The following is a 16,364-nucleotide window of genomic DNA, read 5'->3' as shown; positions in this document are numbered from 1 at the left end:
CTTGTGTTTTAAAAAAAACATTATAATTAAGTTTTAAAAATAAAGAAAGGTAAAAAATGAATGATTTTAAGCAAATAGCAAAAATTGTGAAAAATAGGAAACAAAATATCAATAGTCTTTATAATATACTTCAAACTAATCAAAGTCACCCTTTGATAGATAGAACTTTAGAACTGGCTAATCTTGAAAATGAAAAAAGCAATGTTTTGGCAATGTTGCGTCGCTTGGTGGATTTAAAAGAGGAAAATTTAGTTCAAGAGCTTGAGAAAAAAGGTTTAAGTGAAGAAGAAATTGCTCAAATAAAATATAAAGTTTTTTCTTTAGTAAGAGCTTTTTATGAAGTAGAGCACCAAGATTTAATTGATGAGATTAAGAATAAAAATTTACTTGATGAGTTTTATTTGGCTTTAGCTCAAGGTGTGCATAATATAGGCGTGGTAATGAATTCCTTTGAGCTTGTTTGGAGTAAGCAAATTTTAGATACAAATAATAAAATCTTAAAAGAACAATTTCCAAATTTAAGCGATGCTTTGGAGTTTTTAAAACAAAATGAACTTTATCAGTTTAACCAAGATGGGGAAATTTGTGAAAGAAGCTATGGGGCTTTAGTCAAAATAGGGACTATTTGGAAATTTTTACCTTATGCAAAAGCTTTTGAAAATGAAGTTTTAAAGCTTGAATATGAGTTTGATAAACTTTTAGAAAAACTAAGAAATTGTGCGCTAGATGATGAAAAAAATGCTTATATTGATTATATAGAAAAATTAAAATTTGCTTTTTGTGAAAAAGACAATAACGAGGTAGTTAAAAAATGGCAAGAAGCAGAACTTGCATGGATGGAAGTAAAATGCCCATTACAAATTGGTCATCCTTTAGAATACTATGAAGACTCTTATACACATGCAGTAGCACTTGAGTGGGATATACGCTTAGAAGATATGAGTGATTTTAATGGGGGTGAGTTTAAAGATAAAATCAAAGAAAGCTTTGCAATGGTGTATGCAAATTTAGATGAAGAAGATGAGGTTTTGTTTGATGAAGTGAATTTTAATCTTGAGAAAACTCAGCTTTATATTTGTATGCCTATGATTTTTTATGGAGCAGAGCTTAAGGGACTTTTTTCTGCTCAAGTAGTACCAAATGATGAGTATGTAAGTAATATAGCAGGTAAAAAGATCTTTGCTTTTTTAAATTATGTTTATGAAAATGCTAAAACCAAGCCTTTTATGAAGCTTTCTTCTATGGTGTTTGAAAAAGAATTTTTAGATTATGGTAGAGAAATTTTATTTTATAATGAAAAACTATGGAAAAGAATTTATGAAGTTTCTACTATAGGTCATGAGTTTGGGCATATTTTCTTTGTGGCAAATGATAGTGAAAAGAAAATGAATGAAAGTGGTGTGTTTAAAAATATAGAAGAGTTTAAAGCCACTGCAGGTGGGCTTGTGAATTTCTTTTTGCATGAAGAAGATGATTTAAAGCTTCCTGTATTTTATGAGCTTATTAAAAGGGCTATAGGATTGATTTCTTGGCAAAGAGTAGAGGAGGTTAAGCCTTATTATACAGAAGGTTTGATTCATTTGTCATTGTTGTTTAAATCAGGGGTGCTATCTTTTGCAAATGAGAAATTAAACATTAAATTTGACGAAGAAGCATATGAGAGTTTTAAGGCTGTATTTATGCAAAATTACTATAAGCTAGCAAGACATTATATACTAAAAGAAGATGCTAAAAACTATCTAGATGAATTTTGTGTTTTAGAAGATGGGGTATTTTTACCACTTAATGATGAGTGTAAAGAATTTGTAAAATATTACTATGAATTACACAAACTTTATGGCAATGAAATCGATGAAAGTGGAGAGTTTGAGAAGTACTCTAACGCAAGATAATACAACTTCAAGAAGAAAGTTAACTTTCTTCTTGATATTTGCTTTTTTCTAATGTTTCTTCCATATCTTTTTGTGTTTTTAAAATAGCTTTGCTAAAACCATTTAGTACTGAAAATGGAGCAAATTGCGCCGCTCTTTTTTCTCTTGACATTGGTGGAAATTGTTTTGATTTTTGATATTTTATGTCTATTATATCTTTATAATCATCATGCATTATGACCTCCTATTAAAGAAGTAATTTCTTTAGTCTCATCATCCAAGCTTGAAGCTTTTAAAATAGCTTTTTTGCCAAATTTTTGCATGATTTGAAGTCTTGCTTTTTGGAGTTTTTCTTCTTTTTCAAGTTGATTTTTCTCTTGTGAAATTGCATTAAAATCACTAAATAAATTTAATTCTTGGAAATTTTCTTGTACTTTATCTGTGATATTATTTAAACTTAGGCTGATTTTTCTAATGCTCAAGTTTTTATCGCTGATTATGCAAAAAAGTTCTAAGGTTTTTTTATTGATAATTTTTAAAGAATGGGTAAAATTTTCTAAATTTATACTTCCATGAGCATTTTTGGGTATAGTTCTTCCATAATTATCTTTAGTAATAGTTCCTTCATAAGATGCTAAAAGGTTTGAATTTTCTAAATTGCTTTTATCATATTGTATATCTAGCGTAATATGATTTGTTTTAAGGTTATTTTGAATAAGTTCAAGTACTAAATGGTCAACAAGTTCTTTTAAAACTTTCATTGCTTGATTGTTATCATATGCAAAAGGTAAAACCTTAGCCATGACTTTAGAGTGATTTTGTGATTTGTAGTTTTTAATATCTTTCATCGTGCAAGTTTCAACACCCCATGCATGATCGATTAAAAGTTCAGCATTAACACCGAAGTGTTTATAAAGTAAAGCTTCGTGTTTTAAAGAAAATCTTGCAAGATCCCCCATAGTATGAATATTTAAATTTTCGAGCTTTAATGCTAAACCCTTACCTATGCGCCAAAAATCTTTTAATGGTCTATGATCCCACATTTTGTATCTATATAATTTTTCATCTAGAAAGGCTATAAGCAAGCCATTTTCATCTACTTTTTGTCTTTTGGCAAGTGTATCCATGGCAATTTTAGCTAAGTATAAATTTGTGCCTATGCCTGCTGTTGCAGTAATTTTACTTTTATGTAAAATATCAAGTAAAACCTTAGTAAGTAGCTCATAAGCTGAAAGTTTGTATTTTTCAAGATAAGAACTAAGATCAATAAAAACTTCATCAATAGAGTATATATGGATATCTTTAGCATCAAAATACTTCAAATAAATATTATATATTTTTGTGCTAAATTCTATATAAGTAGCCATTCTAGGTTTAGCTATGATGTAATCTAATTCTAAATTTAAATCATTTTTTAGTTCTAATGTATTAAAACTTTTAGCTTTGAAGTGATGTCTTTGAGCTTGTTTTAATCTTTCTTTATTAATTGAATGGATTTTTTGTTTAAACTCAAAAAGTCTTAATCTACCAGGTATATTATAAGTTTTTAGTGCAGGTGAAACAGCTAGTATGATAGTTTTATCCGTTCTTGATTCATCTGCTACAATAAGATTAGTTGTTAAAGGATCTAAATTTCTTAAAACGCATTCAGCTGAAGCATAAAAAGATTTTAAATCAATAGAAGCGTAAAATTGCATAGTATGTGAAGCTTGCCTTTAGATTTATTAAGTTTAATAGTGTTAATTATAACAATAAAAACTATTATAATAGATGAAAGAAATGGATTTTATAAGTGGCGGACAGAGAGGGATTTGAACCCTCGAGACCCGTTAAGATCTGCACCCTTAGCAGGGGTGTGGTTTCAGCCACTCACCCATCTGTCCATGTTAAAATAGAAAGTATATCTTATTGATTATAAGATATACCTTAAATTTATACACTAAGATAAGCTATGATTAAAGTTATAATAAAACCAGCACTCAAAACCGCTATTTGCTTGCTTCTATCTTTGTGTATAGTTATGATAGTGATTAAAAGCCCTGAAATATAAAGGATTATCATAGCAAGTGCAAAAGCCAATCCAAGCACAGAAAAATACCACATACCTTTGTCTTTATGTAGCAAAACCATGTTACCAAGTAAGCTTCTTGTTTTGGTAGTAATCTTATAATTATTTTCTGAAATTTTAAGAATACTAGCAGTATAGTTGATGATACCAAGCTCTATGGCTCCATTTTTTTTATTGAGTTTAGGCTCTAGAGATAATGGAAGTTTTAAGTTATTTTTCTGTAAAAAATCAATTAAAAATTCAGCTTCAGCACCTTCTTGGATAATAGCTTGAACTTTGTAATTTTGAACTTTAGCACCACTTTCTCCGTTAAAACCTGCTAAATATGCAAAACCTGTAAGCGCATATAAAAAAGCCAAAGGTAGGAAAAATAAACTAATATAAATGTGAATTTGTCTGAATAATTTGTTCTTATTCATTTTTTAACTCCTTTTTTAAAATAAAAAATATTTATTAAAAAATGAAGTGAAAATAAAATCTAATCTTTTTTAAATTTACGCATTAAAGTAAAAAAACTACGCACAAGTCCATAGCATACGTATAAACTTGCTACAATTAAAGCACTTTCTAAAAAGTACAAATAAAGCATAGAAAATAAGATTACTAGAAGAATTAACACTTTTAATACATTTGCTCTTTTTAGATCAATCTTTTTGAAACTTGGGTATCTTATGTTACTGACCATTAAAAAAGCTAAAAGGATTTGAATACATACTATCATCAAAGAAAAGTTATGTAAAAAATCATAATACAAATAAGCACCAACCCATAATGCACTTACAACTGCAGCCGTTGGTATAGGAAGTCCTATAAAAACTGAAGGTTCATAAGTACCTGTGGTTACATTAAATCTTGCTAAACGTATAGCACCAAATACCACAAATAAACCCGCTATCAAAGAGCCAAAACGACCATACTCATAACCTATACTCATATAAAAAAGTATAGCAGGCGCAACACCAAAAGCGATCAAATCTGCCAATGAATCAAATTCAACTCCAAATTTAGAAGTTGAATTTGTAGCTCTTGCCACACGCCCATCTAAACCATCGCAAATTAATGATAAAATGATATAAATTAATGCTTTATCAAAATTTTGATTAATAGAAGCAATCACCGAAATAATGCCTAAAAATATGGAAGCAGCTGTAAAAAGATTAGGTAAAATATAAATTAGTTTAAAATTCATGGATTTAAATACCCTATCAATGCACCAATGCGTACTTTATCATTTTCATTTACGCAAATTCTAGTATCTTTTGGAAGTAGTAAACTTACACTACCATCAAACATAAAGCCGATGTTTTGACCATGGTTTAAATGATGACCAAAATCATCAATATGAACTTTTTTATTTAAGGTGCCAAAAATGATACGCAAGGCCCATTGTTTACTTTTAGAGCGTGCTAAAAATAACATTCTTTCACCCATTAAATTTGTATTTTTCATAAATGGACATAAAAAAAGTCCATGTCTTATCCTAGTTTCTTCTATATCCATATCAAGTGGAGTTATGATATTGCCTTGGTGGATGATATTATTTATAATTTGTACTTCTATGCATTCACCAAGCTCTTTATATGAGCTTGCTTTAATGCATTTTATTTTTCCTTCTATAGGAGCTATGATGGTATTTGGATCTGCTATATAATCGATTTTACTAGTTCTAAAAAGACAAGCAAAAAGTATAAAAATACACCATAAAAGCCAAGAAAATCCCCATATAAATTGAGCTATTGCAAAAACTATAGCTAGAACTATAAGTAAATTCCAACCAGCCTTTGCAATAAAATTTGTTTTCATTAGTTATCCTTGGTAACTTCTTGCTCTTTTTCTTCTAAGTGTGTTGGAAGATTGTTTTCTTCCTCATAATTTTTAATAATCTCTCTTACTTTAGCACCATCAATAGTTTCTTCTTCATAGAGTGCTTGTACCATTACTTCTATAGCACCGCTATAAGTTTTTAAAATTTCTTTTACACCCGCATAGCGTTCATCTAAGGTTTTCTTCACATACTCATCTAAATCTTGAGCCATTTTATCAGAATAATCTTTGATGGTTTGTCCACCACTTAAGAAAGTATTTCTTTGTTTTTCAAGCACCATTAAACCTGCGATTTCACTCATACCGTACATAGAAATCATAGCTTTTATGATATCAGTTGCACGTTCAAGGTCATTGCTTGCACCAGTTGAAATTTCTTTAATGAAAATTTCTTCAGCTGCACGTCCTCCTAAAAGTACATCAACTTCAGCCAAAAGCTCGTGTTTTTGCATTAAAAATTTATTTTCTTCAGGTGTATTGAGCGTATATCCTAAGGCTGCTAAACCACGCGGTATAACAGAAACTTTACTTACTTTTTTAGCACCTTTTGTGGTTTCAGCGATTAAAGCATGGCCGCATTCATGATAAGTTACGATTTTTTTCTCTTTATCATTAATTCTACGTGATTTTTTCTCAAGTCCTGCTATAGCTCTTTCTACTGCTTCAACTAAGTCTTTTTGTTCTACATGTTTTTTAGAATCTCTACCCGCAAGTAAAGCTGCTTCATTGATGATATTTGCTAAATCAGCACCTGCAAGACCTGCTGTTAATCTTGCGATATCTTCTACTTTTACTTCAGGTGAAATTTTAACATCTTTCATATGAACTTTTAAAATATCACATCTGCCTTTAAAATCAGGCTTATCTACTAAAACTTGTCTATCAAAACGTCCAGGTCTAAGTAAAGCCGCATCAAGTACTTCAGGACGATTAGTAGCGGCTAATACAATTACCGGAGAACTTTCGGTTCCAAAGCCATCCATTTCTGCTAGAAGTTGATTTAAAGTTTGTTCCCTCTCATCATTTCCACCCATCATGCCGCTTGCCGCACGCGATTTACCTATAGCATCAATTTCATCTATAAAAACAATAGCAGGAGCTTCTTTTTTTGCATTTTCAAATAAGTCCCTTACTCTTGAAGCACCAACCCCTACAAACATTTCTATAAAAGATGAGCCTGATACACTAAAAAATGGCACATCAGCTTCACCTGCAACAGCTTTTGCAAGTAGAGTTTTACCTGTACCTGGAGGACCCACAAGTAAAAGACCTTTTGGAATTTTTGCACCAAGATTGATGTATCTTTCAGGGTATTTTAGAAAATCAACTATTTCTTTAACTTCTTCTTTTGCTTCTTCTACGCCAGCTACATCATTAAATTTAACTTTTGGCTTTTCTGAATTTACAAGTTTTTTAGAACTTCCTATGCCAAGTATAGATCCGCCCATATTTTTTTGCATACGAGAAGCTAAAAACATCCATATACCAAAGAAAATAAACACTGGTAAAACCCAAGAAAGCAAGATATCTATAAACCAATTACTCTCGTTAAAAGCTCCATATGAAACACCTTTTGAATCAAGCAAAGGTACAAAAGTGGCATCATTTGCAACTTTTTTAGTGATATATACCATATTTCCTGCTTTAGAAACCGCTTTGATGGTGGTTTGACCTATGTTAACTTGGGCGATTTGATTGTTTTCGATTAAGGTTTTTAATTCAGAATAAGTAACCTTTTTGGTATTTTCTCCGCCCATAATGCCCATGTTACCATCATCTGAAAATCCTTTAAATAAAAGAATCATCACAATAGCAAAAAGAGCAAAAATAAAAATAGGATTTCTATTGAAAAAGCTATTATTGTTTGGATTATCTTTTGGATCGTTTGACTTTTTATTCATTATTTTATTTCCTTTTTGTAAGCTAAACTCAACCATTCTCCTTTGTGTTTGCATTCCAACAAAGTTAAATCTTTGAATTTATCTTTAATTCTTTCTTCATATTTGTTTAAAATACCAGATAAGATTAAAATTCCGCCTTCTTTGGTTTTTTCTTTTAAATCTTTTTCTAGTATGATTAAAATATCAGCGATGATATTTGCTACTACTATATCATATTTATGTAAGCTTTTATTAACGGAGCCTACCCAAATATCATTAAAGTTTACGTGGTTTAATTGTGCGTTTTCTTTGCTAGCAACTATAGCTAGTTCATCTGTATCGCATGCTTGTACTTTTGCACCAAGTTTTGCCATGATGATGCTTAAAATCCCACTTCCACAACCCACATCTAAACAAAATTTAGAATTATCTGTGTATTTTTGTAAAAATTCTATACAAGTGTAAGTACTTTCATGATGTCCTGAACCAAAAGCTAAAGCAGGATCTATAATAATGTTGATTTTATCTTGTTTTGATTTTTGCCAAGTGGTGTGAATGTGAATATTGTCAATAGTTAAAGCTTGTATGCCTTTTTTATACTCTTCTATCCAGTTTTTATTTTCTTTTTTTTCTAAAGTAGAATAAAAATAAATCTGAGTATTAAATTTTTCACATAATTTTTGATGAAAGCTTTGCAGGGCTATTTGAATGAGTTCTATATCTTCTTCTGAGCGTATATAAACACCATTATTTTTTTCTTCTATGGCATCTATATCTAGAGAAAAAACAAGATCAAGGAATAAATTTAAGTATTCCTTATCTGTTTGAAAAAAAAGTTCGTAATAATGTGTTTGCATAAAAACTTATAATTAGCCTTCGTTTGTTCCTAAAACATCTTCAAGTTTTTCTTTTAATACTTGAGGTGTAAAAGGTTTTACAATATAGTTATTTACACCTGCTTTTAAGGCTGTGATAACCTCTGCCTTACCACCTTCTGTTGTTACCATGATAATAGGCATATCAGCATATTTTTCTTCCGCTCTTACTTTTTTAACTAGTTCTAGTCCATTCATTTCAGGCATATTCCAATCAGTAATTAAAACTTTAATATCATCATTTTGTGAAAGTAAATCCCAAGCTTCTACACCATGCTCAGCTTCTAAAACATCTTTATGACCTAATCTTACAAGAGTGTTTTTGATTATTCTTCTCATGGTAGAACTATCATCAACTACTAATAATTTCACTTTTTTTCCTTTATTTCGATCTAATTACATAAGATGTAATTGTATCGTTTTTATTTTTATTAATCAATTAAAGATTATATTATACCATTTAAAAATAAAATTAGAATTTAATCACTCTCCATTTTTATTATGATTAAATTCAGGCACGATCTCTTTTAAAACTTTAGCAGGATCTGTACTTTGGAGTAATTTTTCTATTTCTTGATTTAAAATATTTAAATCTTTTATCTCACTTGTTGTTACAAAAATACTTTCATATTGGGTTTTTAAATCATTTTCATGAATTAGAAGTTCTTCATAAAGCTTCTCACCTTTTCTAAGTCCTGTGATTTTGATTTCTAGTTTTTTGTTAGAAAGCAAAAGCATTTTTTTAGCTAAATCCATAATTTTTACAGGTTCACCCATATCAAGTACAAACAACTCTCCACCTTTTGCAATAGCTGCAGCTTGCAAAACAAGTTGTACAGCTTCATCCACTAACATAAAATAACGTACTATATCAGGATGGGTAAGTGTAAGTGGCTCATTAGCTGCAATTTGAGCTTTAAATTTAGGTATTACGCTTCCACTTGAACCCAAAACGTTACCAAAACGCACACATGCTACTTCAAAATTTTCACAACTTGAGCTTAATGCGTATAATTCGCAAATTCTTTTCGTACAACCCATGATATTAGTTGGTCTTACGGCTTTGTCTGTACTTATCATAACAAATTTAGCAACCTTATAAGTTTTTGCAAGTTCGATTAAATTTTTAGTACCTATGATGTTATTTAAAATAGCTGAATGTGGATTTTGCTCACACAAAGGTACATGTTTATAAGCTGCTGCATGTAAAATCAAGTCTATGTTTTTTTCTTGTAAAAGTTTTTCTAAAGCTTCTTTGTCTAATATGCTCATCATAATAGGTTCGATTTTTTCTTTATACAAGCTTAATTCTTCATTGATTTTATATAAATTATATTCGCTATGATCTAACATAATTAAGTGTTTTGCACCAAATTTAATACATTGTTTGCAAAGCTCACTTCCTATAGTTCCACCAGCGCCACTAACTAAAACCACTTTATCTTTAATAAAATCAATCACGCAAGCATTGTCTAAGTCTTTTGGTTTACGTGCCAGTAAATCTTCGATGCTTATGTCTCTTGCTTCATTTTGCGTAAAAGAAAAAAGCTTTATATCGTTAATCCCATAAGCGATAAGCTCATCAAAAAGCTTTTTTAATTCTTCTTGTTCGAGTTTTAAAGCAATAATGGCAGTATGAATGCCTTTGGCGGTATATTTTCTAATCGTTTCTTTTTCTTCAACTATAAATTTATCACAATAAGTACCTATTAAATTAGTGCGTTCATCTACCACAGCTACAGGAAAAAGTCCCAAGCTTCCTTCTTTAGCACCTTTTAGCAAATGCAAAGCTTTTGAGGTAGCACCTACTACAATACAAGGGTGTTCTTCGTTGTATTTTGGTTTTCTAAAATCTACAATCATTCTTTTGCCAATGCGTAAACTTCCAATTAACATACATGATAAAACAAAGTCTATTCCTATAACACTTCTTGGGAAGGGATTAAAAAAATCATCATAAAAATAATAAATCGCTAAAAATACAAGTTCAGCTAAAGCCAAAGCGATAACTAGCTTACGTGCTTCATTTAGAGAAAAAAATCTCCATGCAACTTGATAAATTCTAAAAAAAGCTAGAAAAAGAATTTTAAGCAAAATTAAAATCACAGCACTTTTAAACATTCCCTCGTAAAACTCACTTGGGATATCTGCACTAAAGCGTAAAGAAAAAGATAAATAAATACTTATAACAAAAAGTAAGATATCTGCACCTAGAAAAAAACCTAGGCGTTTGCTTTTGTAATCCATCTTAGTCCTTTAGGGTATTTAAGATTAAAATAGAAACTTCTTCTACATCAGCTTTACTCATAGTGGTTGCACTTGGAAGGCAAATTCCATTACTAAAGAAAAACTCACTATTTCCATTTAAATAAGCGCTGCAACCTTTATAGAGTTCTTGCAAATGCATAGGCTTCCAAAGTGGACGACTTTCGATTTGATTATCTTTTAGAACTTGTATGATTTTTAAAATTTTATCTTGAATTTTGACTGCTTTATGATCGCAAATATAGTGTTTTTCATAAGTATTTAATTTATTTGAATCAAAATTAAGTAAAGCAGTACTTAACCAACGATTAGATTTGGTGTTTTCAAGTTCATCTAAAAAAGTAAAAGTACCATTTAAAAATTCTTTATACCAGCTGTAAATTTCACGCTTTTTACTTACTCTTTCTTCTAAAACCTCCATTTGAGCAGTTCCGATTGCGCCTAGGATGTTACTCATTCTATAGTTATAACCGTATTCTTTATGTTCATAGTGAAGACAGTTTTCTCTAGCTTGGGTACTGTAAAATCTTGCTTTTTCAAGATTAGCATGATTTTCACTTACAAGCATACCACCGCCACCTGTTGTGATGATTTTATTGCCATTAAATGAATATACTCCAAAATCTCCAAAAGTCCCTAAAGCTTTATTTTTATAAAAGCTTCCTAAAGCTTCTGCAGCATCTTCGATCAAGAAAATTTCATTTTCTTTGCAAATTTGGACAATCTCATCCATTTTAGAGGCATTGCCATAAAGATGAGTTAAAATGAGTGCTTTTGGCTTTTTAGGACTTTCTTTGATAGCTTTTTTTAATAAATTTACATCTAAATTATAAGTTTCATCACAATCAATAAACACTGGCGTAGCATTCATGTATGAGATTGGAGCTACTGAAGCGATAAAGGTAAAACTTGAGGCTAAAACCACATCGCCTTCTTTAATGCCTAAAACTCTTAAAGCTAAATGAATAGCTGCTGTGGCTGCATTTAGAGCAAGAGCATTAGAGCTTTTTGTGTAGTCTTTAATACTTTGTTCTAAGGCATTTACAAACTCACCTAAAGGTGCTATATAGTTGCTTTCAAAAGCTTTGTGTATGTATTCTAATTCTTTACCACTCATATGTGGTGCTGATAAAAAAAATCTCATTTTGCCTCCTTTATTTTTTTGGCAGGAACTCCAGCATAAATGCCTTTAGACTTTAAGTCTTTAACGACCACTCCACCTGCACCTAAAGTTATATCATCACATAAAGTTACACAAGGAATAACACTTGAGTTTACTCCTAAAAAACAACGTTTGCCTATTTTAACCACTCCAGCCAGTTTGGCTCCAACGCTAATATGGCTAAACTCACCTACAAAACACTCATGCTCAATCACACAAGCAGTATTTAAGATCACACCTTTTGCAATGCTAGCTTTAGCATTAACTACGACATTTGGCATGATTAATATACCCTCATCATCTAAAAAAGCACTAGGACTAATAATAGCACTTTTGTGTATCAAATTTACTAATCTAAATCCATCTTCTTTCGCTTTTTTGAAAAGTTTTTCTCGGATATGATTAGCTCCAATAGCAATAAACATATCATGTTTTTCTAAGTTTGAATGGTATTTTAATCCTTTATTATCATCTAGAAAAATGATTTTTTTATATCCTAGATTTTTAGCTACATCAACACAGACTAAACTGTGCCCTCCTGTACCATATATATAAATACTTTTAGTTGTGTCCATTGAATTTATCCGTTGTGACAACACCTTCTTTGTTGACTCCACTTCTTTTAAGCACTTTAACAATAGTCATAAAAAAGATTTTAAGATCAAATAAAAAAGAGCAATTATGTACATATTCAACATCGTATTTAAATTTTTGTTCCCAAGAGATAGCGTTTCGCCCATTAATTTGCGCCCAACCTGTAATACCCGGTCTTACATCATGGCGTTTTTTTTGTTCTTGGTTGTATAAGGGTAGGTATTCTACAAGTAAAGGTCTTGGACCTATAAAGCTCATATCGCCTTTTAACACATTAAAAAGTTGTGGCAATTCATCTAAACTCAAGCTTCTAACTAGTTTTCCAAAAGGTTTTAGGCGTAATGCATCAGGAAGTAATTCCCCGTTTTCATCTTTTTCATCACTCATAGTTTTAAATTTATAGATATAAAATATTTTTTCGTTTAAGCCAGGTCTTGCTTGTTTAAAAAGTACGCTACCTTGAACGATTTTTAAAACAATGCCAATAAGCACTATAAAAGGTAAAAAAATAACTAATAAAATTAAAGCCAATATAAAGTCAAATACTCGTTTCAAACCATTTTTATACATTTGCAAAACCTCTATAAAAATCAAGATATTTCAAAGCTATGATATTTTCATCATAATTTTGCGCCCTAAGAAAGCCATTTTGCGCTAAAGTATTTCTTAGTTTTTCATCTTCTAGTAAAATTTGAATTTTTTCTGCTAAATCATTACTGTCTTGGCTTTTACAAACTAGTCCATCTATGGCATTGCTTACCGCTTCTATGCAACCTTCTGCATCGCTAACTACGCATGCTTTTTTACATGCTTGTGCTTCTAAAACGGTTCGTGGATAACCCTCTTTATAGCTTGGTAAAACAAAAATATCACACAGGTTTAATAAATGCGCAATATCACTTCTTGCTCCTAAGTAAAAAACATTAGCCGAGTTTAAAAAATCCATTGGTGCGCAAGATTTATTATCATCAGCCCCACCTACTAAGATAAAATTTGCCTTATCTTTTAAAATTTTACTCGCTTCGTAAAATTCTTTAATACCCTTATGCCAAAGCGCTCTTGATATCATTAGCACAATGGGTTTATCAGGTATATGGTGTTCTTTTAAAAAAGCTTGTTTTTCTTCAGTACTAATTTTTAAAGGTAAGAATTGTTTTAAATTAACACCGACGGACTTGATGATCTTGATTTTTTCTTCTTTTAATCCTAGATTTTTCATAAATAAAGCATTGCTATCATTGACAAAGATAAAGCCATTAGCAAGTTTAAAAGAAATTTTATAGAGTAGGTTAATGCTTGTTCTTACTAGTTTGCTTTTAAAATCATTATCGATATAAAAACTCCCTAGGCCTTCAACTAAGCCAAAAGTATATTGAATGCCTGCCATTTTAGCTGCTATGATACCTGTTGTATTGCTTTTGTGTGCACTTGCTTGTAAAAGATCTAAATTTAAATCTTTGAGTATGTTTTTCAAACTTAGTAGGTTTTTAAATACCACCAAAGGATTTACGCTTGATCTTGCCAAATCATAAAAGCAAACCTTGTAGCCTAATTCTTGTAATTTTATGGCAAAATCATCTTTGGGAGTGATGATTATCACTTCATGGTGGTTTTTTTCTAGGGCTTTAATGAGTGCAAGGCGAAAATAATACACACTCATTGCACTATGAGTTAAAATTCCTATTCTCATCTTTTTAACCTATAAATTTTTGCTCTTGCATCATTGGTGATTTGTTCAAATAAATCTTGATCATATTGATTAAGTAAAAACATTTGTATATAAGCACTATTATAAAGACTTTCATCTAAAATAACAAAGCTTTTGTATTCTCTTAAAAACAGTAGGTAAATTTGTGCTTTTGGATCAATCTCACTATAGTAGAACTTGCCATTGGTGATTGATTCTATATCCACAAAGGCTTTTAAAGGTATGGTTGTACCTTCTAGATTTAAAGCTCTAAAATCATTGATGATTTCTACGCCATTATCAAGCATAACTGATCCTGTAGTTTTATCTTGTGCTATGGCATTAGCTTGAGAGAAAAACAAGCTTTTTTCTTGTTCGCCACTGTCTGGGTTTGTATTGGCAAATTGAGCTACCACAGGCATAATACGCAACATTCTATAAGGCATATAGATGTAAACATCTCTTGTTTTATTAGTGTCAAATTGAAAGTTTTTGTCATTTAAACTCTCTAAAAAGCTTGTGGCATTTGTTTGGTTGTAATCTTTAACCATAGCTTTTAAAACATCAGGATAATGCTCACTAAAGGATTTTTCTGTATATTCTACGCTAAGCCTTGCCATATTAGCAGCTGGTGTTTGCTCTTTACTTAAAACAAAAGAAGAAAAGAAGTTATCTTTTCCTAGGTGTTTACCGCCATCGATTAAGGTTTTGACATCACTATAATAACGGATAGGATATCCATAGTCCCACCATGCAATAACATAGTCTTCTCTTTGTGCTTTGCTTTTTAAATTATTTAAAATTTGAGCTTCATAAGAAGTGAAAACAGTGGAAGACTTATAAGAATATATATGCATTAAAGCAGGGCTAATACTAAAAAATGTGATTAGTATTAGTAAGATATTTTTGTTTTTCAAGCTTAGTTTGATTTGTTTTTTTTCTAAAAAATGAAAAAATACATATAAAAAATAACCAAAACCTAAAGCCATAACAGGAACCGCGTAAATGGTAAATCGAAGCCCCGCTCTTAAAGCCATAAATCCTAATGCAAGTATAGGTAAAGCTAAAAGCATGCTTTTATGGTCTTTACAAAATAAAATAAAACCTACAAAAGAAAGAAGAAATACTAAAACACTAGAGCTAATTCTTTGCATAAATACTTCAGGATCGATAGTATTTACTTCCATAATAGTTTCATTAACATTAAAATATATAAAAGCCGCATCTTTTAAATTTTGCACATCAGCGGCTTTAAAGACATAAAATTTGAGTTGGTATAAAACAGGATCTAAGCCACCGCTTATAAATAAAATCAAAATACTTGCAAAAATCAAAGCCCAAATCATATAAAAATTGATTTTTTCTTCTTTAAAGGCAAAAATAGCAAATAATAATACAATCAATGCAAGTTTATATTGCCATGCTAACATACTTAAAGCTATGATCATTAAAGCAATGGCAAGGTAAAAAATCTTTTCTTTTCGGTGTAGTATAAGTGTGTATAATCCAAAAAGTCCTATCATGGCAAAATTCAAAGAATAGCTTGAAGGATACCACCATAAATAAATCATGATAAAAATAGGGCTTAAAAGTAAAGTAAAGATATCTTTATTGATGGTTAATCGTATAAAGCTTAATAAAATGAGCATTGGTAAAACCAAAACAAGCATATCAGTATCATAATACCCACTCATTGTACGATTGTAATAGCTATTTGCAATACTAGCAAGCAAAGCTGCTATGAACCCATAAGTGGTGAGTTTGTATTCTCTTGCGATTAGTATAATAGGCACAACAATCAAAGAAGCAAAGAAAGTACTCATATATAAAATAATACTTTCAAAGCTAAAAGGCAATATACTATAAATCCAATAAGTTAAAGTAGAAAGTGAACTTCCAAAATATGATAAATCATTAGGTTGGTGAAACCCCGCTATCATATCTCTTGCGCCTTCTGCAAAAGCATAGCCATCGTTAGTAGTGATCATGAGTTGATCATTGAAGAAAAACTCATAAAATTCGCTTGCCCAGCTTACCCAATAAAGTCTGCATAATACGCTAAAAGCAAAAGCGATAAAAATCAATATACAGGTGTATTTGATAGAATTATTATCCGTGAAATTTTGTTGCAGTTTCAT

Annotated in this window: 15 protein-coding genes and 1 tRNA gene; 1 reads left to right on the top strand and 15 read right to left on the bottom strand. The window is 30.6% G+C overall.

Annotated features, from left to right (window positions below; genetic code table 11):
- Window positions 1-56: 56 nt before the first annotated feature.
- Entirely contained in the window at window positions 57-1,892 is a 1,836-nt protein-coding gene (gene ciaB / locus CSUB8523_RS07795) for an invasion protein CiaB (protein ID WP_043020131.1), read from the top strand.
- A gap of 19 nt (window positions 1,893-1,911) precedes the next feature.
- On the opposite strand, the gene CSUB8523_RS07790 is transcribed toward ciaB, so the two are convergent.
- The 15 genes from CSUB8523_RS07790 to pglB all read right to left on the bottom strand — a co-directional run bounded on the left by CSUB8523_RS07790 (window position 1,912) and on the right by pglB (window position 16,364).
- On the bottom strand, window positions 1,912-2,106 hold the full coding sequence (locus CSUB8523_RS07790; RefSeq protein WP_043020130.1) for a hypothetical protein: 195 nt from the start codon (window positions 2,104-2,106) through the stop codon (window positions 1,912-1,914).
- Entirely contained in the window at window positions 2,099-3,568 is a 1,470-nt protein-coding gene (locus tag CSUB8523_RS07785) for a Y-family DNA polymerase (RefSeq protein ID WP_043020129.1), read from the bottom strand. The genes CSUB8523_RS07790 and CSUB8523_RS07785 overlap by 8 nt, the downstream gene beginning before the upstream one ends.
- Before the next feature lie 96 nt (window positions 3,569-3,664).
- Window positions 3,665-3,754: transfer RNA gene (locus CSUB8523_RS07780), tRNA-Ser, on the bottom strand.
- Between the two features lie 49 nt (window positions 3,755-3,803).
- Window positions 3,804-4,358: a membrane protein gene (locus tag CSUB8523_RS07775; RefSeq protein WP_043020128.1), complete on the bottom strand. Its 555-nt coding sequence runs from the start codon at window positions 4,356-4,358 to the stop codon at window positions 3,804-3,806.
- Between the two features lie 59 nt (window positions 4,359-4,417).
- Window positions 4,418-5,128 carry a CDP-diacylglycerol--serine O-phosphatidyltransferase gene (pssA, locus tag CSUB8523_RS07770; protein WP_039664447.1) on the bottom strand — a complete coding sequence of 237 codons (711 nt, stop codon included), beginning with the start codon at window positions 5,126-5,128 and terminating at the stop codon, window positions 4,418-4,420.
- A complete protein-coding gene (locus tag CSUB8523_RS07765) occupies window positions 5,125-5,742 on the bottom strand; it encodes a phosphatidylserine decarboxylase-related protein (RefSeq protein WP_039664446.1) in 618 nt (205 codons plus the stop codon). The genes pssA and CSUB8523_RS07765 overlap by 4 nt, the downstream gene beginning before the upstream one ends.
- Complete coding sequence (gene ftsH / locus CSUB8523_RS07760; protein WP_043020423.1) at window positions 5,742-7,664, bottom strand: ATP-dependent zinc metalloprotease FtsH; 1,923 nt, start codon at window positions 7,662-7,664, stop codon at window positions 5,742-5,744. The genes CSUB8523_RS07765 and ftsH overlap by 1 nt, the downstream gene beginning before the upstream one ends.
- Complete coding sequence (locus CSUB8523_RS07755; protein ID WP_043020127.1) at window positions 7,664-8,500, bottom strand: 50S ribosomal protein L11 methyltransferase; 837 nt, start codon at window positions 8,498-8,500, stop codon at window positions 7,664-7,666. The genes ftsH and CSUB8523_RS07755 overlap by 1 nt, the downstream gene beginning before the upstream one ends.
- Window positions 8,501-8,512: 12 nt before the next feature.
- Window positions 8,513-8,890: a chemotaxis response regulator CheY gene (locus CSUB8523_RS07750; protein WP_012661962.1), complete on the bottom strand. Its 378-nt coding sequence runs from the start codon at window positions 8,888-8,890 to the stop codon at window positions 8,513-8,515.
- A 111-nt stretch (window positions 8,891-9,001) separates the two neighbouring features.
- Complete coding sequence (gene pglF, locus CSUB8523_RS07745) at window positions 9,002-10,765, bottom strand: UDP-N-acetylglucosamine 4,6-dehydratase (configuration-retaining) (RefSeq protein WP_043020126.1); 1,764 nt, start codon at window positions 10,763-10,765, stop codon at window positions 9,002-9,004.
- Between the two features lies 1 nt (window position 10,766).
- The gene (gene pglE, locus CSUB8523_RS07740) at window positions 10,767-11,927 is read right to left on the bottom strand and encodes a UDP-N-acetylbacillosamine transaminase (RefSeq protein WP_043020125.1); all 1,161 of its coding nucleotides are present in this window, start codon (window positions 11,925-11,927) and stop codon (window positions 10,767-10,769) included.
- Window positions 11,924-12,520, bottom strand: coding sequence for a UDP-N-acetylbacillosamine N-acetyltransferase (gene pglD / locus CSUB8523_RS07735; RefSeq protein WP_043020124.1), 597 nt, complete (start codon window positions 12,518-12,520; stop codon window positions 11,924-11,926). Before pglD ends, pglE begins: the two co-directional genes overlap by 4 nt.
- Window positions 12,507-13,109: an undecaprenyl phosphate N,N'-diacetylbacillosamine 1-phosphate transferase gene (pglC, locus tag CSUB8523_RS07730; RefSeq protein ID WP_043020123.1), complete on the bottom strand. Its 603-nt coding sequence runs from the start codon at window positions 13,107-13,109 to the stop codon at window positions 12,507-12,509. The genes pglD and pglC overlap by 14 nt, the downstream gene beginning before the upstream one ends.
- The gene (pglA, locus tag CSUB8523_RS07725) at window positions 13,102-14,229 is read right to left on the bottom strand and encodes a N,N'-diacetylbacillosaminyl-diphospho-undecaprenol alpha-1,3-N-acetylgalactosaminyltransferase (RefSeq protein ID WP_043020122.1); all 1,128 of its coding nucleotides are present in this window, start codon (window positions 14,227-14,229) and stop codon (window positions 13,102-13,104) included. The genes pglC and pglA overlap by 8 nt, the downstream gene beginning before the upstream one ends.
- Complete coding sequence (gene pglB, locus CSUB8523_RS07720) at window positions 14,226-16,364, bottom strand: undecaprenyl-diphosphooligosaccharide--protein glycotransferase (protein ID WP_043020121.1); 2,139 nt, start codon at window positions 16,362-16,364, stop codon at window positions 14,226-14,228. Before pglB ends, pglA begins: the two co-directional genes overlap by 4 nt.

Source organism: Campylobacter subantarcticus LMG 24377, from assembly GCF_000816305.1.
Classification (GTDB): Bacteria; Campylobacterota; Campylobacteria; order Campylobacterales; family Campylobacteraceae; genus Campylobacter_D; species Campylobacter_D subantarcticus.
This window is presented reverse-complemented; position numbering and strand designations above follow the sequence as displayed.